Origin of the sequence: Streptomyces sp. SID8352 (assembly GCF_009862265.1) — a bacterium.
In the GTDB taxonomy this organism is placed as follows: Bacteria; Actinomycetota; Actinomycetes; order Streptomycetales; family Streptomycetaceae; genus Streptomyces.
In genome coordinates this window covers 158,554-177,295 of sequence record NZ_WWGX01000035.1, presented here as the reverse complement: position 1 = coordinate 177,295, position 18,742 = coordinate 158,554, and the positions used below count along the sequence as shown (strand labels likewise).

The following is an 18,742-nucleotide window of genomic DNA, read 5'->3' as shown; positions in this document are numbered from 1 at the left end:
CGCACACCGAACCGGCCGCCGGTCCGAGCCGGTGAATCTGCGGTTTCGGATACGGGCGCACATCCACAATCGGGATGACTGCGACGGTGAGCCGATCCATCATTCGGACGGCCCGTCGCACCCGGTGGGGACGGAGCGTGCCGCCGTCCGAGGAGCATGCGGTGACAACGGGGGTGAGCCCTTGGGAACGGCCACCGCGCGGGTGACGGGGCCGGTCTCCGCAACACACGGGGCGGCTCCCGTGCCGTCGCGGGGGGGTGTTCCGACGTCTCATCGCACCGGCGAAGGGGCGTCGTTGGTTTCCTTCCCCGCCAACGCCCGGCCTTCCCCGCGCCCCGGTCGAGCGGGGGCACCGCGCTCATCGCCATCCGCGGGATTGGCCGCCGCTGCAGGCTTCGGCCCCATCAGCGTGCCCGGTCGGCCCGGTGTGCCCACGTCGGTGCGACACCCGTGCCCGGGTCGCGGCCGGCTCCGGCATCGCCGTGGGCGTCGCACACACCCGCACCACAGCGGTCGCCGGCCTGCTCGCGGACCGCGCGCCGGGCGGTCAGGCACGTGAAGCCTCCGGCGGAACGGGTGCCCTGACCGGGAGCACGTCCGCCGGAGGCTTCGCCCGTCCGCCAGGCCGTCTCCTCGCCCGCGTGAACGGGGGGAACGGTCCTGGACAGGGTCTCGCACCCGTTCCCGCAGGGACCGCTGGACGCACGCTCCCGCACGGTTCGGGTGATCCGGGCGGAGAAGGAACGGTTGGGAACATCAGCCAGTGGGCCGGTCGACTCCACAGTCGTACGGGCCCACCGGCACGCCACGGGCCGGGAGACGGGCGGCACTCGGCCAGGACGGAGCGGAGGGGCACGCCCCCGGCCGCTCACCCCGGGGAGCCCGGGGAGCCCAGGGAGCCCGGGAAGCCGGGCTCCGTCTCGCCCTCGGCCGGGGCCGCCGCGGCGGAGGCCGTGAGTGCTCCCGGGCCGCCGCGACCCCGGGCCACCGCCCGGCCCACCGGCCCGGGCCCCGTCGAGGACGCCCACCGCGGCCGTCCTGCGGGCCCCGGCAGGCGCGCGGCGGCAGCCCGCGGGCGCCCCGCCGCGGCGCGGAGCGCCCGGACACCTCCGGGACGGCCCCTGCGCCCCGCGGCGCGCACCGGCCGCCGCACCGCCCTCCCCGCCGGTCCGCCGGTCCGCCGGTCCGCCGGGGAGGGCGGTGCGGCGCTCAGTGGCGGATGCCCGCCTCGATCATGAGGGGCATGACCTCGTCCCGGAACATCGGGAGTTCCTGGTCGGGGTCGATCAGACCCATGATCATGCCGCCCATGCCGGCCTCGTTGAGCTCCTTCATGCCCTGGACGACCTGTTCGGGGGTGCCGACCAGCGGATAGCCGCCCCAGCCGGCGATGAAGCGCTCCGACATCTCCCTGGCGTGGTCGAAGGACTGGCTCGCCCCGGAGAGCGCGATCTTGATGACGTTGCCCGCGGCTCCCCAGTCGCCCTCGTCGACGACCTGCTGGAAGGCCGCCTTCGCCTCCTTCTCGGTGTCCCGGACGACCACCAGTCCGTAGGTCATCACGTCGATGGCGCGCTGGTACTCGTCGCGCGCCTTGCCGCGGACGGTCCCGGTGTAGGCCCTGATGTTCTCCAGCGTGTCGAGGCTGGCGAAGTTGATGTCGACGTTGCGGGCCGAGTAGTCGATGCCCGCGGGCGAGTTGCCCGCGTTCAGCAGCACGGGGTTCGGGCCCTGGTGCGGCTTCGGGTAGGACTCCACGTCGCGGCCCTGGAAGTACGTGCCGTCGACGTCGAAGCTGCCCTCCTCGGACCACAGGCGCAGCGCGTAGTCGATCCACTCCTGCCCGAACGCGTACCGCTCGTCGTGCTGGCGCTGCTCGCCGCCGAACATCTCCATCTCCGGCGGGACCCAGCCCATGACCAGGTTCAGGGCGAACCGTCCGCCGGAGATCCGGTCGATCGTGGTCGCGGCCTTGGCCGCCACGATGGGGTGCACGGTCGGCAGGTGCGAGGTCGCCGCGATCGCGATGTTCTCGGTGGCCTCGGCGAGCCCGGCGGCCCAGGTGTAGGTCTCGAAGCAGTTGCCGTTGAAGTTCGTCGAGCCGCCGAAGCCCTTCCACCGCGCGACGGGGACCATGACCTCCAGGCCCATCCGGTCGGCCTGCTGGGCGATGGACTTCGTGTGCTCCCAGGTGATCTCGTACGACGAGGGCGCGTGGGACATGATCAGGCCGTAGGAGCAGTTGGTGCCGAACAGGCCGAGCTTCATCGGCTGGTCGTTGAGCAGCGGGTTGGTCTCCCGGCGGTCCCGGGCCGGCCGGGTCTCGCTGTCGGGACGCGGATCGGTGGCGGCGAGTCCGAGCCTCTCGTTCGCGCTGAGCGTCATGTCGTTCTCCTTGGTTCTCCGGTTCGCCCCGCGCGCGGGACGTCGTGCCCGGGCGGGGGTGGGTACGGTCGCGGCCCGCGGCGACGGGCGCGCGGGTGGAGGGGGGAAGGGAAGGGGGGATCAGCCCATCTTGAACGGGTCGCGGGACCCGCCGGTCAGCTCGACCAGGACGGACTTGTTCTCCAGGTACTCGTTGACCGCGTCGGTCCCGTTCTCCCGGCCGATGCCGGAGAGTCCGAAGCCGCCGAAGGGCATGTTCGGGGTGACGACCCGGTAGGCGTTGATCCAGACCGTGCCGGCGCGGACGGCGGCGGCCACCCGGTGGGCCCGGTGGACGTCCTTGGTCCACACGGCACCGGCCAGTCCGTAGGGCGTGTCGTTGGCCAGGGCGACGGCCTCGTCCTCGTCGGTGAAGGTGTAGGCGGCCAGGACCGGGCCGAACACCTCCTCGCGCACGATCGTGTTGCCGGGGTCGGCGAGGACCACGGTCGGCCGGACGAACAGGCCGCCGAGGTCGGCGTTGGGTCCGCCGCCGCAGGCGATGGTCGCCCCCTCGGCCCTCGCGCCCTCCAGGAAGCCGAGGACCTTCTCGTACTGAGGGCGGTTGGCCACCGGTCCCATCTCGGTCGCGGCCTCCGTGGGGTCGCCCTGCTTGATGGCGTTGGCCCGCTCGACGACCCGGGCGATCAGGTCGTCCTTGACCGACTCGTGCACGATGAGCCGGGACCCGGCCATGCACGTCTGCCCGGTCGCGGCGAACACGCCGGCGACGACGCCGCCGGCCGCGGCGTCCAGGTCGGCGTCGGGGAAGACGATCTGCGGTGACTTCCCGCCGAGTTCCAGGGTCACCTTGTTGATGTTCGCCACCGCGGCCTGCGCCACCTTCGCACCGGTCGCGGTCGAGCCGGTGAACGCGACCTTGTCGACGCCCCGGTGGGCCGCGAGGGCCTCGCCGGTGGACCGGTCCCAGCCGGTGACGACGTTCAGGACGCCGGCGGGCAGGCCGGCCCGGGTGAGGATCTCGGCGAACGCGACCGTCGAGGCGGGCGAGTGCTCGGACGGCTTCACCACACAGGTGCATCCGGCCGCCAGGAGGGGAGCGAGCTTGAACGTCAGAAGCAGCAGGGGGCTGTTCCACGGTGTGATGGCGCCGACCACCCCCACGGGCTGGCGGACCGTGTAGCCGAAGTAGGTCCGCGGGTCCAGGGCCGGGACGGTCTTGCCCTCCAGCTTGTCCGCGAGCCCGGCGTAGTAGGTGTACCAGGTGCCGAGTCCCCTGAGCTGGCCGGTCATCTCGCGCATGAGCTTGCCGGAGTCGCGTACCTCCAGCAGCGCGAGCCGTTCGGCGTTCGCGCCGATGGCGTCGGCGATGTCGCGCATGACGGCGGCGCGTTCGAAACCGCTCTTGGCGCCCCACTCGCCCTCGAACGCGGCCCGTGCGGCCCGGACGGCGATGTCGATGTCCTCCGGGCCGCCGTCGGCGACGGTCGCCCACGGCTGCCCGGTGTAGGGGTTGAGTGATTCGAAGGTCTTTCCGGAGACGGCGTCGACGCTCTCGCCATTGATGAAGAGCTTGAACGTCTCGGGCGGGGAGGAGGGGGAAGCCATGTCGTTCGGTCTCCTCGGAGGGGAGTCGGGGGTGTCGCGGACTTCACACCGAACGCTAGGAAGAGCGGTGCCGGACTCCTATCCCTTCGCGGACGCGTAAGGGCCGTTGAGCGCAGAGTCGGCGGATGCGCGGCCCGCGTCCCCGGTGCGCGGGCACGGGTGGAGCGCGCCCGGCCGGCGGCCGGGCGCGCGGGGTGCGGCGGGTCAGCGCTGGAGCGTGACGGAGGGCAGTTCGTTGAACTGGTCCCGGTACTGCTGGGCGAACCGCGACTGGTGGAAGAACCCCCACCGCATGGCCACGTCCGCGACCCGGGTCTTCTGCGGGTCGCTGCGCAGCAGTTCGGCCCGCACCCTGCTCAGCCGGATGCGGCGTACGTACGCCATGGGCGACTCCCCGAGCTGCTCCTGGAACGCGGCGTGCAGGGTGCGGACGCTCACGCAGCCGACACGCGCGAGGATCTCCGGGGTGATCTCGCCTTCCGCGTGCGCCTCGATGTAGGAGACCACGGAGGTCAGCCGGCCGAGACGGCGCAGGTCCTCGCTCCCGGCGAGCGCGTCGCTGAACCGGTGCCGGCCCGCGTGCAGCAGCGAGGTGAGGACATAGGCCTCGAGCTGTTCACGTGCGAGCGGCATCTCGGCCAGACCGGCGGGCTTGTCGAGTTCGGCAGCGAGGAACTGGACCGCCCGGAGCAGCGCGCGGCCGGAACCGGTGGTCAGGTCGAGGCCGAAGTCGAAGTCGATGATCCCGGTGACCGGTCTGCCGATCAGGTCGGAGAGGTGTGCCTCGAGGCTGGTCCGCGGGATCTTCAGGATGAGCTGCTCCGCCTCGGGGGTCCAGGACACCCGGTTCGTCTGGACCGGGGAGAGCACCACCCCGCGCCGGCCGGCCGCGGTGGCCTCGCGGCCGCCGTCGCTGCGGGATGCCTTCGTCTCGCCGACGATGGTGAGGTTGACGTGGTAGCAGTCCTCGGTCGCCGGCATGGTGAGTTCGGCTTCGGCCTGGTAGGTCAGGTACCCCAGGGTCATGTACCGGTCCGTGAGGGCGTTCAGGCGCATGTCCATCGCGTCCCGGGGGCCGATCAGATCATGCGGCAGGTAGATCCTGGTGACCGCCTCGCGGGCCTCCTCCAGGCTCTGCGTCCTGATCACCGAGGCAGAGGCCAGGTATTCCATGGCACCCCCTTCGGGGCACATCAGCTCCGTGATGAGTGCCGCCAGCGTAGACGTGCGGTGACGGCCGGCGCAGCCGCCCGCGGTGAGCGGCTATCCGTTCCCTGCTGATTCTGGCGAAAACAGGACAAACATCAAGGTCGTGGGTCACATGGGGCCGGGGGTGCGGCGTTCCCGCCGCCCGAAGCAGGGCAGGAGCAGGGCCGGAGCACGCCCGGAGCAGGGCCGGGGCACGCCCCCTGCCGGGCCCGGCCCCACCCGGCCGCGCCGGGTCGGCACGGCTGCGACGGCCTCCCGTCCGTCGGGCACCGCTGCCCGCGCGGGTCCGTCCCCCGTTCGGTGGCACCGGCGTCGTGGGTCCTTTGGACCGGTGCGGTGCTACCGGCCGAGAAGGGTCAGTGCCGCGTCGATGATCGCGTCGGTGCCGATGCCGTGCAGTTCGTGCGCGTCGGCCAGGTCCGAGGACTGTCCGAACTCGGTCACCCCCAGGCACCGGATGCGGTCGCCGCGTGCCCCGGCGAGGTAGGACAGGGTGTGCGGATGGCCGTCCAGGACGGTGACCAGGGGTGTGGGGCGGAGCGGGGGGAACAGCTCGTCGATGATGTCCGACCCGCCGCCGGCCGTGCGGGTCCCGCGCCGCTGGAACGAGCGGAAGACCAGGTCGGGGCTGGTGAGGCAGACGACCCCGGCGCCGATGCCCAGGTCCGCCAGGGCGTCGGAGGCCGCGACGACCTCCGGCATCATCGCACCGACACCGACCAGGGTGATCCGCTCGTCCGCCGGGTCCGGCGAGCGCAGGCGGTAGCCCCCGGCGACCGCCTGGAGGCGCCGCCGCTCCCTCAGCGCCGGGTCGTTCGGGACCCGGGCGAGCGCGGGGTCGACGGGGCGCGTCGAGAGCCGGAAGTAGGCCGACGTGCCGCCGGGGACACCGATCCCGTTCATCGCGTGCAGGAAACACCATTCCAGGTCCTGGGCGAACGCCGGTTCCCAGTAGACGCAGGAGGGCTGTTCCAGGCCGATCGACGGTGTCGTGACGGACTGGTGGGCGCCGCCCTCGGGGGCCAGGGTCACTCCGGACGGGGTCCCGACCAGGATCGACTGGCCGCCGGCGTAGATGCCGTAGCTCCAGGGTTCCAGGGCCCGGGTGACGAACGGGTCGTACAGGGTGGCGACGGGGATCAGCCGCTGGCCCCACCGGGACCACGTGGCGCCCAGTTCACCGGCGAGCGACACCAGGTTGACCTCGGCGATTCCGAGCTGGATGTGTTGCCCGTCGCGGACCTCCGACCACCGCAGCACACGCTCGGTGTCATCGGCGAACCAGTCGGTCCGTTCGGTGGCCGACCACACTCCGGTCTTGTTGATCCAGCCGCCGAGGTTGGTCGAGGAGGCGACGTCGGGGCTGCACGTCACCACCCGGGCGGCGGTCTCCGGGGCGTCCCGGACCAGATCGGCCAGCAGCCGGCCGAGCGCGGCCTGGGTCGAGGCGGGCTTGCGGTGCGGGTGTCCGAGCGCCGTCGGCACCGTAAGGGGTGGCGACGGCGCGTACGGGGAGCGCCGGAGCAGCTCGCCGCGCCGCGAACACAGTCCGGCGGCGGCCGTGCCGGGTTCGAACGGACGCCACGGGTCCTCCGGGCGGACCCCGCACGACTGCGCCAGCGACCGCATCTGCGCCCCGGTCAGGAGCGCGGAGTGGTTGCCGGGGTGGCCCTCGGTCGGCAGGCCGCGTCCCTTGACGGTGTAGGCGAAGACGACGGTGGGCCGGTGCACGTCGACCGTGTCGAACGTGTCGACCAGGAGCCCGAGGTCGTGCCCGCCGAGGTCGCGCACCGCGGCGGCGAGCCGGTCCTCGGTCAGTGAGGCCAGCAGCGCCTCCAGCTCCGCCGAGTCCGTCCCCGCGAGGATGCGGTCGGCGGTCTCGGAGGAGTCGGCCCTGAGCATCCGCTGGTACTCCTCGTTCGGCATCCCCTCCAGGCGGCTGCGGAGTTCCTCCCCGCCCGGGCGGGTGAACAGCTCGCCGACGGTGCGCCCCCACTTCAGGACGACGACCTGCCAGCCGGCGGCGGCGAACATGCCCCGCAGGCGCTCGATCTGTGTGTCGGGCACGATCCGGTCCAGTGACTGCCGGTTCAGGTCGACGACCCACAGCAGCTCGCCGAGTTCCGTCACCTGCGGGTCCGCCACCGCCTCCCAGATGGCGCCCTCGTCGAGTTCGGCGTCGCCGAGCAGGCTCACGAAGCGGCCGGCGGGGGGTGTGCCGGGGAACCGGGAGGCGAGGTAGCGGTGCGCGACGGCCGCCCACAGCGCCGCCGTCGCGCCGATGCCGACCGACCCGGTGGAGAAGTCGACCGTGTCGGGGTCCTTGGTGCGCGACGGGTAGGACTGGAGGCCCCCCTTCGCCCGCAGCGTCGTCAGGTACTTCGGGTCCAGGTCTCCCAGCAGGTAGTTGATCGCGTGCAGGACGGGCGACGCGTGCGGTTTGACCGAGACCCGGTCCAGGCTGGTCAGGTGGTGGAACCACAGGGCGACCATGATGTCGACCATCGACGCGGAGGACGCCTGGTGCCCGCCGGCTTTGATCCCGGTCCGGTTCGGGCGTCCGTGGTTGGCCGCGTCGACGATGGCGGCCGAAAGCCAGAGCACGCGCCGGGAGATGTCGCGCAGGACGTCGGTGCCGTCGGCCGGCCGGTCAGGTGCGTTCGCGGGCGGGGGGACGGCTCGGGGAATCTGTGTCATGGATCGCTGCCTCCCGGTGAGGGGCTGTGGGGTCAGATGTGCGCGGACCGGGCACGGTGGCCGGGCGGGTCGTCCGGTGCGGCGGCGGGCACCGCGTCGCCGGGTCCTGCCACGGCGTCCCGGCACGCCCGGCAGCCGCACGGGCGCGCGAGAAGCCCGGAGAGGACCTCGTGCGTGTGTTCCCCGAGGTCCGGTCCCGGACGGGCGACGGGCAGGGACCGGCGGCCCAGCACGGGCACGATTCCGGGGAACATCACGTCGCGGAGTTCCCCGGCGACGTCGACCGGGAGTGTCTGCACCATGTCGCGTGCCGCGAACTGCTCGTCGTCGACGATGTCCTTGGCGGTGTGGATCGGCCCGGCCGGCACGTCGGCCGCGGCCAGGGCGGCCAGGACCTCGTCGCGGGGGCGCCGGCCGGTCCACGCCCCGATGGCCCGGTCGAGTTCGTCACGCCGGGCCCAGCGGCCGGCGTTGGTCGCCAGACCGGGGTCGTCCCGCAGGTCCGGGCGGCCGATGGTCTCCATGCAGCGGCCGAAGATGGAGTCGCCGTTGCCCGCGATGACCACGGAGTCGCCGCCGGAGCAGACGTAGGCGTTCGAGGGGGCGATGCCCTCTATCCGGCCGCCGGTGCGCTCCCGGAGCACGCCGTGGGCGGAGTAGTCGGGGACGAGGGACTCCATCATCGAGAAGACCGCCTCGTGGAGCGCGACGTCGATGTGCCGTTCGGCGGGCGTCCAGGGACGGCGGCCCCGCTTCTCGCGGTTGACGCGGTCCAGCAGCGACATGACGACACCGAACGCCGCGTAGAGGCCGGCGACGGAGTCGCCGATGGACACACCGACGCGGGAGGGCGGCCGGTCGCTGTCGCCGACGAGTTCCCGCATCCCGCCGAAGGCCTCCGCGACGGCGGCGAACCCGGGCCGGGGAGCGAGCGGACCGGTCTGGCCGTAGGCGGAGATGCGTGCCACGACCAGTTCGGGGTTGGCGTCGGTGAGCGCTTCCGGGGTCAGTCCCCACTTGTCGAGGGTGCCGGGGCGGAAGTTCTCGATCAGGACGTCCGAGCAGGAGACCAGGTCGAGGACCGAGGCCCGGCCGTCGTCTGTGCGCAGGTCGAGTTCGACCGACTTCTTGTTCCGGTTGACGGTGCGGTACAGCATCGAGGTGCCGCCCGCGAACAGGCGCCAGTTGCGGAGTTCGTCGCCGGTGCGGGGCCGCTCGATCTTGATGACCTCGGCGCCGAAGTCGGCCAGCAGGCGGCCCGCGGTGGGCGCGGCGATGAAGTTGCCGAGTTCGACGACGCGGATGCCCGCCAGCGGGAACGTGTCGGCGGAGGCATGGGACCGGTGCGGTGTGCTGCCTGCCAGGCTCATTCTCGGTGCCTTCCTTGTCGGTTGCGGGAGGGTCGGGGGGACTCCGCGGGGCGGCCGGGGCGGCCCGGGCTCCCCACGGGCTCGGCGGGGCGGCCGGGGCGCGTGCCTTCCGCCGCGGCCGGGGTGCGCGTCTGCCGCCGCGCGGACGGCGGGTCAGTTCCCGGTGGCGGCCGGGCTGTCCGCGGGGCCGGTCGGGGCGAAGTCCCCGGCCCGCAGGAGCAGGCCCTGCGGCGGGCTGCCGAGCCGGTCCCCGAGCCAGGACCCGACCCGGGCGAGGCCCTCGGGGTCGGGGGTGCCGGGACCGAGCAGGGGCACGCCTTCTCCGCGCAGGAGGTAGAGGAGGTCCTCGGTCGCGATGTTGCCGGTGGCGGCGGGGGCGAACGGGCAGCCCCCGAACCCGCCGACGGAGGCGTCCAGGGCGACGACTCCGCCCGGGACGGTCCCGCCGTCCGCATCGAGGCGGGCGGCCGCGGCGGCGTTCGCGTAGCCGGTGTTGCGGGTGTTGTGGAAGTGGAAGCGGAGTCTGCGGACGCGCGCGTCGCCGGCCGCGAGCGCGGCCAGCGCGCGGACCTGGCGGGGGACTCCGACGCCGATGGTGTCGGCGAACGCGATCTCGTCCGGCTCGCTCTCGGCCACCCGCGCCAGCACCTTCTCGACCCGGCCGAGGGGGACCCGCCCGGAGAACGGGCACCCGAAGGCCACCGCGAGGGTCACGCTGACCCGCATACCGGCGTCACGGGCGACCTGCGAGGCCGCGGCGGCATGGCCGAGCATCGCCTCGACGGTGAGGTTCTGGTTCCGCAGGCAGAAGGCATCGGTCACCGGAACGACGATGTTGACCTCGGTGCACGGGGTCCGTGCGGCCCGCTCGGCACCGCGCCGGTTGAGGACCAGCCCGATGTAGGACACCCCGGGCTCCCGGGGCACCTTCGCCATGACCTCTTCGGCCCCGGCCATCTGCGGGACGAGGTCGGGGCGGACGAAGCTGACCGCCTCGACGCGCCGGGCGCCCCGGGCGACCAGACGCGTGATGAGTTCGGCGCGGGTGCCGGTGTCGAGCGGCCTCCTCTCGTTCTGGAGGCCGTCGCGGGGGCCGACCTCGACGAGTTCGACGGTCGTGGACATGTACGCGTTCTCCCTGCTGGTTCGGGGACGGCCCGGTCGGCCGGGCCGCGTGCCGGGCCCGCCGCCCGGTGGTAGCTGTTCACGGGTCACACCAGCGGCCTGAGCAGGGCGATGCTCCCGCCGGCGCGGCACGCGGCCGCCAGGTCCACGAGAGCGCGGCCGTGCAGGACGCCGGTTCCGGCCGCTCCCGGGGTCAGGGACCTGTCGGGGCCGAAGGCGGTCCCGGTGAGGAACAGCGACGGTGAGAGCACCTGGACGGCGTAGAAGGAGGTGAGGACGGACCGCAGCCTCTCCGGTGCCAGGAAGTGCTCGGGGGCCGCGCCGGTCATCACCACGGCGGCCGCCTTGCCCCGCAGCGGAGCGCGGGTCTCGTGCTTCGCACCCCGTTCGACGTGTTCGAGGAAGGAGGCCAGCAGGGACGTGTGGGTGGCGCGGTGGACGGGGGACGCGAACACCACGGCGTCCGCCTCCTCGACCGCCTCCACGGCGGCGGCGAAGCCGTCGGCCGCGCCGTCCCGCAGGTCCACGAGGGTGCAGAGGGCCCCGGCCTCGCGGCACCCCTCCAGAACGGCCCCGGCCGCGGCCGCCGTCGAACCGCTCCCGTGCGGACTGGCGAGGACCGCGGTGACCCTGAGCGCGCCGGGCGCTCCGCCGGTCCGCTCCGCGCCGTCCATCAGGACTCCCGCCAGTCCGCGCGCGGGTAGGTCCCGCGGTGGTAGAGCAGGGGGTTCCGCCCGATGTCGTGGCCGAGCGCGGTGACCTCGCCGACGGCGACGGTGTGGTCGCCCCCGTCGTACTCGCGCCACAGGGTGCACTCCGCCCAGGCGCTCACCCCGCCGAGGACGGGAGATCCGTTGGGTGACGGCGTCCAGTCGACACCGGCGAACTTGTCGGTCCCGGAGCGGGCGAACCGGTCGGACAGCCAGGCGTGGTCGTCGGCCAGGATGTTGACGGCGAACCGGCCGGCCTCGCGGATGCGGGGCCAGGTCGTGGACGTGCGGGCCGGGCTGACGGAGATGAGCGGCGGGTCGAACGACAGCGACACGAAGGACTGGCAGGTGAAGCCCAGGGGCGTGCCGTCGGTCCGGCCGTCCAGCGCGGTGACGACGACGACGCCCGTGCAGAACGCGCCCATCGTGGCGCGCAGGGCCTCGGGGGTGATCGCGTCGGCGGCCGTCCGCGTCGGTGGGGTGCTGAGGCTGGTCATGCCGTACAGCGTCATCCACATCGCACGGACCGCATATCCGGTCTCGGCACTCTCCGATCCGGTCCGTGCACAGTGCCCGTCCGCACCGTGTGCGTACCGCACGTTCAACACGTTCACGCGCCCAGCGGCCGGCCCCTGTTGTCCCTCCGCGGCATCGTCGGTTCCCATGGGAACCACTCGGCGAGCGGCTTGGCGGCACCCGGGGAACGGCGGGGGTCCGTCGCCCGCGGTGGTGTTCCCCGGCAGGGCGTCGCGGGGCGGGCCGCCGACGTGCCCGGGGCCGGCATGGGGCCGGCCCCGCCCGGAGGGCCGGGGCCACGGCGGGAGAGGAAGTCATGGAGCTGGGCGCCTGCCCATGCGCCGGGATTCCCGAACCGGTCCGTGTCCCCCGGGCGCTGCCGGAAGGAGGTGGGTGCTGCATGGGTGTCGGTGCTCTCGGCGGAAGGGCCAAGTGCCATCTCGCTGAACTGGGGTTCCCTCCCGTTTCCGCGGAGAACGGCCTCTGGCGCGTCGGCTCCGTCCGGAGCCGGCTCGGAAACGTCACGGTGCGATCGGCGGACACCCCGGGGGCGGATGTGACCACCGAGGAACTCGCCCAGGCCGTCTGCGCCGTGATGAGCCTGTACGGACTGCGCGAGGGGAACGGTCCACGCCGCGTCGGAGTGGACTACACGAGTGTCCTGCGGGCGGTCTCCGTGGGCCAGGGACTTCTCGCCGCCCTCCTCGCCCGTGCACGGGGACACGCCCTCGGCGCCGTCACCGTGGACCCGGTCTCCGCGGTCCTTCTCCCCCACGGGCACTACCTGGCGGTCGCCGAGGCGGCACCGGACGTGTTCAGGCCCCGCGCCGGCCAGGGACGCCCGCCCCCCTTCCGCACCCTCGACGGCCAGTGGGTGGAGATCGAGACACTCCGGGCAGACGCCTGGGGCTCCTGGTGGCGGCACCTGGGCGTCGACGGCGTCACCATCGGCCACGCCTGGCGCGAGCACGCTGCACGTCAGTGGACCGGGCGGAACCGCGTCCCCGAGGCTCTGCACGCGGCTGTCGCGGTCCGTTCCCTGGCCGAGCTGGAAGCCGCTGCCGAGGACCGGGGGGTGGCCGTGACCAGGCTCCAGCCGCACGGCCGGCACCGGCCCGGCGCGCTCCCCTGGACGAGCACCGCGCACCAGCCGCCCCACGGTCCCCCGCCGGTCTCCGGGTCCCCCGCCCCCGGGAGCCTTCCGCTGTCCGGGGTGACGGTCGTGGAGTGCACCCGCTTCCTGCAGGGCCCCTACGCGGGCCTGGTCCTCGCCCTGCTCGGCGCGCGGGTCGTGCTGGTCGAGCTTCCCGGCGGGGACCCGGCGCGGGGGATCGAGCCGGTGGTCAACGGCTGCTTCGCCGGCTTCCGGTCCCTGCACCGCGGCAAGCATCCGGTCCGCCTGGACATCACCAGTGCTCCGGGCCGCCGATCGTTGCTCGAACTGGTCTCCGGGGCCGATGTGTTCTTGCAGAACTGGCCCGCCGGCCGCGCGGAACGTCTCGGTCTCGCTCCCGGGGCGCTCTGGCGGGTGAACCCGCACCTCATCTGTGCCCAGGCCTCCGGCTGGGCACCCCTGCGGGGCCCCCGTCTGCCGACAGTCGCGACCGACTTCTCCGCTCAGGCCCATGCCGGTCTCGCCTACGCCCAGCGTCCCGTCGGCGAGGCCCCCGCGTGCAGCACCACTACCATGCTGGACGCCCTGGGCGGCATGGTGTGTGCCGAGGCGGTCCTGGCTGCCCTGCTCCACCGTGAGACCACGGGGCGCACCGCGGCCGTGGAGACCTCACTGCTGTCCTCCGCCCGGCTTCTGCTGAGTGACCCCCGTCCCTCTCCAGCGCCGCTCTTTCATCCCCTGCCTGCGGCCCGGGGGCACCTGGCGCTGTCCGACACCCCGCGGACCCGCGCCGTCCTCGGGGTGTCCTCCCACGCCGGGAGGCGGGAGCTGGTCCGGGCCCTGGCGGACGACTCCGCCGCCGGCTGGGAACACCGCCTCAACTCCCTGGGTGCTGCCTGTGCCCGTGTCCGCGGCATCGGCGACATCGCCGACGACCCCGCCACCTCGCGCTGTCTCCAGCACGACCAGGGCGTCCGCGTCGCCGCTCCGTGGGAGTTCTCGTGACCGCCGCCCGTCGGCGCCGACCCGCAGCCTGTACCGCCGGGTGGTGCCGCATACGTGCGGGGCCCGGCAGGGCGTCCGGCCTGCCGCCGTGCCGACGGGCGGCGGATGTCGGTCCGGTGTCCGCTCCCGTGCGAGGCCTTTACCTCCGGAACGTGCGGTGGCCTCCCACATCAAGACAGCTTTCACGCAGCCGCAGAACACCCTGCCGGCCAATCCCTCGAAGCACGTGGCGGGCCAGAACGCCAGTGACCCGCTGCACCGGCTGCAGAAAAGCATCAGCCAGACGAATCTGAACAGATACAATGCAAACCGGCGTGAGGCCGTGAAGGTGTGCACAGCCGTAGACCCCAACTACGCGTCGAAGGGGTTGGAGTGCGACGAGTACCCGTTCGCCTCAACCTATGAAGGGTCGGCCCAGTCCATCTACGAGCCGAGTAAACCCGAGAAGAACTTTTCGGCGCTGGCCATCAACGGTACCGAGAACACCGCGGGTGGCAGCCAGCTCGCTACGTACTACGCCAACAACAGGATCATCGACGGCCCGAACGACGAGTTCTATGTGGTGATCATACCCTGACGCCAGTCATCTGTTCCCGGCCGGCTTCTGGCCGGGAACAGCACCCGCCTCGCTAGAATTCCCACTCAAGGTATCCGTCAGCGGTGAACACCGCAGCGCACCCGTTGAGCGTCAGAAGGGGATCACTGTCGCATTCGATCCCTTGAGTGACTCCGGTCTCCAGCGCACACGCCACATCGGCCCACATGTCGGCCACGCTGGGCCAGGTGGGCGCGCCGAAGTAGCCGTCGGCCTTGCCCCAGGTCAGAACGCTCCCGCGCAACTCACCGGGCCTGTTGTCCACCACCAGCAGGTCCCCCGTCGTGTCGTCCCCGATGGGCACCAGCAATGGATGAAACTCCTGGCAGGCGTCCCCGGCACGGGCTGTGGCAGTTGCCCCGTCAACGGAGTGCTGCCGGGCGGCGAGCTTCTGCTGCCACAGCATCTGCATGCGCTGAAGCCCGAGGGGGATGTACAAGGGGGGCAGTACAACGCCCGTGATCGGGTTCGGCTCCGCCCCGTCGAAAAGCAACAACTGTTCCCTCACCGCATCGGGGAACGTCTGCCCCATCAGGGACTGAGCTTCGGATAAGTCGTTCATGGTCGCCGGTGGCCGGACAGTACGTGCTGTCGCGGGCGCATGCGCATCCAGAGCCGTTCGGACACGTGCCCAGGCATCGGTGAGTGTTGTTGTCGTCATCACTCCATCTTGCTACTTGGCGCTGATCGAGTACGCCCTTGGCGCGAAGTGATCGCGTACGGTCCGGTGTTCCCTCTGCCGCCCTCCCCCTGGACCCGCGGGACCGGGCTCGTGCCGGCAATGTTCGGCGCCGGTACGCTCGCCGGCCCGGTGCTCGGCGGCGGGTTCGCCGAACTCGGTCACTGGCGTGCCGCTTTCGGGCCTGGCGGTGCTGCCCTGCCTGGTCACCCTGCGCGCCCTGCCCGTCGGACGGCCGGAGAATCCGGTGAGCCGCCCCGTGCCGGTGGCATCGATGGCCGCGCTCGCGTCGACGGCGGCGGTACTGAGTCTCAGCTCCGCCCTCACCGGGTTCCTGGTGCCGCTGGTGGTCCTCGCCGGGCTGCTGCTGGTCCTGTTCCTCGTCGTGGACGCCCGGGACGCCAACGGCGTGCTCCCGCGCCTGACCTACGTCCGCGGCAACCACCTCAAGGGGTCTACCTCACAGTGGCGGGCCTGTGCGCGGAGGTGATGACAGAGAACTTCATTCCGCTCTTCGGGCAGCAACTGGGGGGTCCGGCCCCCCTGCCGGCGGGGCTGCTCGGCGCCGTCCTCTCACTGGGCTGGGCCGCGGCGCAGCTGTCCAGCGTGCGTGCGACGGGGCGGGGGCCCGAAGGCTCGTGCGCACGGGCCCCTTGTTCCTCGCCGCCGGTCTCACGGCGTACGGCCTGCTCCTGGCCGAGGACGCCCCCGGCACGGCCGTTGTGCTGTGGGCGGTCCTGCTGCTGGTCGCGGGTGCCGGGATCGGCTGCGCGTTTCCCCATCTGCCGGTGGCCACCATGAGCAGCGGCGCCGACGAGGCGGAGGGCTCCAAGGCCACGGCGGCCGTCAGCACCACCCGGCTGATCGCGTTCACCCTCACCTCGGCCGTCGCGGCACCCTGCTCGCGGCGGGCGGCGCGGACCCGCTCGTCTCAGCCCGCCGGCTCGTCCTCGGAATCGCCGGGATCACCTTCCTGGGTGTCCTGACGGCCACCCGGGCGGCCGTCAGGACACGCGGGACCCCGTGAGCCGCTCCGCTCCGGCCGACGGGGCCGCCCGGGCGGGGCAGGGCCGCCCTTCGTCAGGGTTTCCTCGCGACCGCTCCGTACATGGCGATGTCGCGGCCGTCGATGCCGTCCTGTTCGGGCCCCGGGCGCCAGAGGTGCACCTGGGTGATGCCCGGTTCCTGGAGCTCCAGCCCGTCGAAGAACGACCGGGCGGTGGCGAGGTCCCGCAGCGTCATGGGCATGCCCTGCCTGCGGTAGTCCTCCGCCACCCGGTGGACCTCCTCGGGCGCGAAGTCCGCGGTGCCGATGGTCATCGCCAGGTAGCTGCCGGACGGCAGCGGATCCAGCAGCCGCTGGATCAGGCGCCGGTCCTCGGGCGGCAGGATGAAGTGCATGATGCCGATCACCATCAGGCCGACCGGCCTGTTCAGGTCGATGAGTTCGTGGAACTCCCGGCTGTTCAGCACGGCGTCGGGGTCGTGCATGTCGGCTTCGACGTAGACGGTGGCGCCCTCGGGCGAGCTGTGCAGGAGGGCGCGCGCGTGGGCGAGGACGATGGGGTCGTTGTCGACGTAGACCACGTGCGACTCCGGTGCCACCTCCTGCACCACCTCGTGCAGGTTCGGCGAGGTGGGCAGTCCGGTCCCGATGTCGAGGAACTGCCGGATGCCCCGTTCCCGGGCGAGGTAGCGGGCGGCGCGGTGCATGAACCGCCGGTTCTCCAGCATGTGGACCGGGAGGGCGGGCCAGTGTTCGCACATGGCGTCGCCCGCTTCGGCGTCGACGGGGTAGTGGTCCTTGCCGCCCAGGATGTAGTCGTAGACCCGGGCGGAGTGGGCCCGTGAGGTGACGAGCCCCTGCGGCCTGCTGTTCGGAGTGTTCATGTGACACCTTCCCGCTGAGGGTGGGTACGGGTGCGTGGCGTGCTGCTCGTGCCGGGTTCGCGGTGGTCCGGGCCGGTCCCGGTGGGTCTTCCCACCGCTCGTGCGGGGCGGAGGGCCGGTGGCGCGTTCCGCCGCGTCATCGTTCCCTCTCCGCCCGCAGGGCGATGACGGCGATGTCGTCGCGGCGGTCGTGGACGGACGGCAGGAGTTCACGGATCAGACTGGGCAGGGGCACTCCTCTCCGGGCCAGGGCGCCGGTGCGCTCCCGCAGGCGCCGCAGGTTGTGGCCGATGTCCGTACCGGGCCTCTCCACGAGCCCGTCGGTGTAGAGCAGCAGGGTGTCGCCTTCGCGCATGGCCACGAAGAGGTCCGTGCGGGGGAAGGCGTCGGTGACGCAGAGGGGCGGGTCCGGGGCGGCGAGGTCGTGCAGATACCGCGGTGGCGCGCCGGCGGGGACGAACAGGGGCGGCGGGTGTCCGGCGTTCGACAGGGTGACGTCCCAGGCGTCGCCCTCCCGCCGCCGCAGGATCGCGTGGACCACCGTGACCATCGAGGGGCTGTCGAGCGCCTGGACGATGCGGTCGAGCCGGTGCAGTGTGGCCGCCGGGCTCGCCGCCGGTCCGCTGTCGAAGGCAAGGCCCCTCAGCGTGCTGTTGACCCGTCCCATCGCCATGGCCGCGTCCAGGTCGTGGCCCGCGATGTCGCCGATCGACACCGCGAGCGAGTCGTCCGAGAGCCTGACGGCGTCGTACCAGTCACCGCCGACCTCCGCGGCGGAGTCGGCCGGGTGGTACAGCGCCGTGATCGTCACCCCCCCGACGTACGAGGGGGCGGCCAGGAAGGACTGCTGCAGGGTGAGGGCCGTCTCCCGGATGCCCTGCATCTCCAGCGTCCGGCGCAGCGGTCCGCTCATCTGCTGGAAGACGTCCTGGAGGAGCGCGAGGTCCGCCTCGTCCGCGGGCGGGTTCCCGCGGCAGGTCGCCGTGCTCGCCAGCGCGACCGTGCGGCCGTCGACCACGACGGGCAGCAGGGCCACGCTCGTGGCCCCGGCCCGCCGGAGCCACTGGTCGGAGACGTGGGAGAAGATGCCCTCGGGCGGGCGGCCCGCCGAGAAGGTCAGCAGCTGGGACCGCTGGGAGCGCATGGCCCGCTGCGTGGTCGGGCCCATCGTGAAGTCCCCGCTCAGCTCGGGCAGGGAGGGCAGGCCCGGGGCGAGGGCCACCCGCCCCACCGGTACCGCGGAGGGCGCGTCCCGCGCGGGCGGGGATCCGTCCGGCGTGTCGCTCTGCACGTGGAAGATGGCCACGGCGTCGGCCAGTTCGGGGACGACGGCCGCCGCGGCCGTCATGAACGCCTCGGAGAGATCGCGTGCGGCCGGTACCGACGCCATGCGGGCGAGCAGCTTCTCCCGCATCCGCGTGCGCCAGTCGTCCTCGGCGTCGGCAGCGGTGCCCACCCACTCCTCCTCCCCGCCGGGAACGGGCGCCGCGACGATCCTGACGTGCCGGTACCGGTCGGGGCTGTTCTCCAGCCGCACGCGCACGATCTCGTCGACGGGGAGCCGGCGCCGGGTGGCCCTGCGCCACACGCGCCGGAACCGTTCCCGGTCCTTCGGGTGCACCGCGTTCATCCACGAGGCCCCGCCGTCGGGTGCCCACAGCCTCTCCGGGATCCCCCGGCCCGTCAGCCGGGTGACGACTCCGTCGGCCGACATCACCCACACCAGCTGGGGCACCGCGCCCAGGAGGGCTTCGTACCGCTTGAGGAGGTGCCTGTCCTCCACCTCGTCCCTCCTCCGCCGGGGCGTCCTCCGCCTGCCGCTTCCGGCCCGGCGCTTCC

15 protein-coding genes and 1 pseudogene are annotated in these 18,742 nt (G+C 72.8%); 5 read left to right on the top strand and 11 right to left on the bottom strand.

What is annotated here, in order from left to right:
• Positions 1-381 precede the first annotated feature (381 nt).
• Positions 382-545: pseudogene (locus tag GTY84_RS33775) on the top strand (IS5/IS1182 family transposase); the annotation flags it as partial.
• Between the two features lie 664 nt (positions 546-1,209).
• Here the strand turns inward: GTY84_RS33775 and GTY84_RS12240 are convergent.
• The 8 genes from GTY84_RS12240 to GTY84_RS12205 all read right to left on the bottom strand — a co-directional run bounded on the left by GTY84_RS12240 (position 1,210) and on the right by GTY84_RS12205 (position 11,601).
• Positions 1,210-2,385 (bottom strand): LLM class flavin-dependent oxidoreductase, encoded by a 1,176-nt coding sequence (locus tag GTY84_RS12240; protein ID WP_161226216.1) that lies wholly within the window; start codon positions 2,383-2,385, stop codon positions 1,210-1,212.
• A gap of 120 nt (positions 2,386-2,505) precedes the next feature.
• Positions 2,506-3,993, bottom strand: a complete 1,488-nt coding sequence (locus GTY84_RS12235) for an aldehyde dehydrogenase (RefSeq protein ID WP_161226215.1) — start codon at positions 3,991-3,993, stop codon at positions 2,506-2,508.
• Positions 3,994-4,197: 204 nt separating this feature from the next.
• The gene (locus GTY84_RS12230) at positions 4,198-5,166 is read right to left on the bottom strand and encodes an AraC family transcriptional regulator (protein ID WP_202550902.1); all 969 of its coding nucleotides are present in this window, start codon (positions 5,164-5,166) and stop codon (positions 4,198-4,200) included.
• Between the two features lie 375 nt (positions 5,167-5,541).
• Positions 5,542-7,899: a pyruvate dehydrogenase gene (locus GTY84_RS12225; RefSeq protein WP_161226213.1), complete on the bottom strand. Its 2,358-nt coding sequence runs from the start codon at positions 7,897-7,899 to the stop codon at positions 5,542-5,544.
• A gap of 32 nt (positions 7,900-7,931) precedes the next feature.
• Positions 7,932-9,269: a CaiB/BaiF CoA-transferase family protein gene (locus tag GTY84_RS12220; RefSeq protein ID WP_161226212.1), complete on the bottom strand. Its 1,338-nt coding sequence runs from the start codon at positions 9,267-9,269 to the stop codon at positions 7,932-7,934.
• Positions 9,270-9,422: 153 nt separating this feature from the next.
• Positions 9,423-10,394 carry a hydroxymethylglutaryl-CoA lyase gene (locus GTY84_RS12215; protein WP_161226211.1) on the bottom strand — a complete coding sequence of 324 codons (972 nt, stop codon included), beginning with the start codon at positions 10,392-10,394 and terminating at the stop codon, positions 9,423-9,425.
• Between the two features lie 86 nt (positions 10,395-10,480).
• Positions 10,481-11,068 (bottom strand): NAD(P)H-dependent oxidoreductase, encoded by a 588-nt coding sequence (locus tag GTY84_RS12210; protein ID WP_161226210.1) that lies wholly within the window; start codon positions 11,066-11,068, stop codon positions 10,481-10,483.
• Positions 11,068-11,601 (bottom strand): flavin reductase family protein, encoded by a 534-nt coding sequence (locus GTY84_RS12205; RefSeq protein ID WP_161226209.1) that lies wholly within the window; start codon positions 11,599-11,601, stop codon positions 11,068-11,070. Before GTY84_RS12205 ends, GTY84_RS12210 begins: the two co-directional genes overlap by 1 nt.
• Positions 11,602-11,936: 335 nt before the next feature.
• Between GTY84_RS12205 and GTY84_RS12200 the strand changes: the two genes are divergently transcribed.
• Together GTY84_RS12200 and GTY84_RS12195 are read left to right on the top strand one after the other, a co-directional pair.
• Complete coding sequence (locus tag GTY84_RS12200) at positions 11,937-13,739, top strand: CoA transferase (protein ID WP_345943415.1); 1,803 nt, start codon at positions 11,937-11,939, stop codon at positions 13,737-13,739.
• Positions 13,740-13,896: 157 nt separating this feature from the next.
• On the top strand, positions 13,897-14,316 hold the full coding sequence (locus GTY84_RS12195; RefSeq protein WP_161226207.1) for a NucA/NucB deoxyribonuclease domain-containing protein: 420 nt from the start codon (positions 13,897-13,899) through the stop codon (positions 14,314-14,316).
• Positions 14,317-14,368: 52 nt separating this feature from the next.
• On the opposite strand, the gene GTY84_RS12190 is transcribed toward GTY84_RS12195, so the two are convergent.
• Complete coding sequence (locus tag GTY84_RS12190) at positions 14,369-14,995, bottom strand: SMI1/KNR4 family protein (protein WP_161226206.1); 627 nt, start codon at positions 14,993-14,995, stop codon at positions 14,369-14,371.
• Between the two features lie 187 nt (positions 14,996-15,182).
• Between GTY84_RS12190 and GTY84_RS12185 the strand changes: the two genes are divergently transcribed.
• On the top strand, positions 15,183-15,503 hold the full coding sequence (locus GTY84_RS12185; protein WP_161226205.1) for a hypothetical protein: 321 nt from the start codon (positions 15,183-15,185) through the stop codon (positions 15,501-15,503).
• A 148-nt stretch (positions 15,504-15,651) separates the two neighbouring features.
• Positions 15,652-15,999, top strand: coding sequence for a hypothetical protein (locus GTY84_RS12180; RefSeq protein ID WP_161226204.1), 348 nt, complete (start codon positions 15,652-15,654; stop codon positions 15,997-15,999).
• Between the two features lie 94 nt (positions 16,000-16,093).
• On the opposite strand, the gene GTY84_RS12175 is transcribed toward GTY84_RS12180, so the two are convergent.
• The gene (locus GTY84_RS12175; protein ID WP_161226203.1) at positions 16,094-16,903 is read right to left on the bottom strand and encodes an SAM-dependent methyltransferase; all 810 of its coding nucleotides are present in this window, start codon (positions 16,901-16,903) and stop codon (positions 16,094-16,096) included.
• 136 nt (positions 16,904-17,039) lie between these two features.
• Positions 17,040-18,686, bottom strand: a complete 1,647-nt coding sequence (locus tag GTY84_RS12170) for a SpoIIE family protein phosphatase (RefSeq protein ID WP_161226202.1) — start codon at positions 18,684-18,686, stop codon at positions 17,040-17,042.
• Between the last annotated feature and the right edge of the window lie 56 nt (positions 18,687-18,742).

Coding starts and splice junctions, on each gene's coding strand:
- GTY84_RS12230 (WP_202550902.1), bottom strand. CDS start 5,166: ATGGAATACCTGGCCTCTGCCTCGGTGATCAGGACGCAGAGCCTGGAG.
- GTY84_RS12210 (WP_161226210.1), bottom strand. CDS start 11,068: ATGGACGGCGCGGAGCGGACCGGCGGAGCGCCCGGCGCGCTCAGGGTC.
- GTY84_RS12215 (WP_161226211.1), bottom strand. CDS start 10,394: ATGTCCACGACCGTCGAACTCGTCGAGGTCGGCCCCCGCGACGGCCTC.
- GTY84_RS12240 (WP_161226216.1), bottom strand. CDS start 2,385: ATGACGCTCAGCGCGAACGAGAGGCTCGGACTCGCCGCCACCGATCCG.
- GTY84_RS12235 (WP_161226215.1), bottom strand. CDS start 3,993: ATGGCTTCCCCCTCCTCCCCGCCCGAGACGTTCAAGCTCTTCATCAAT.
- GTY84_RS12175 (WP_161226203.1), bottom strand. CDS start 16,903: ATGAACACTCCGAACAGCAGGCCGCAGGGGCTCGTCACCTCACGGGCC.
- GTY84_RS12225 (WP_161226213.1), bottom strand. CDS start 7,899: ATGACACAGATTCCCCGAGCCGTCCCCCCGCCCGCGAACGCACCTGAC.
- GTY84_RS12200 (WP_345943415.1), top strand. CDS start 11,937: ATGGAGCTGGGCGCCTGCCCATGCGCCGGGATTCCCGAACCGGTCCGT.
- GTY84_RS12205 (WP_161226209.1), bottom strand. CDS start 11,601: ATGACCAGCCTCAGCACCCCACCGACGCGGACGGCCGCCGACGCGATC.
- GTY84_RS12190 (WP_161226206.1), bottom strand. CDS start 14,995: ATGACGACAACAACACTCACCGATGCCTGGGCACGTGTCCGAACGGCT.
- GTY84_RS12220 (WP_161226212.1), bottom strand. CDS start 9,269: ATGAGCCTGGCAGGCAGCACACCGCACCGGTCCCATGCCTCCGCCGAC.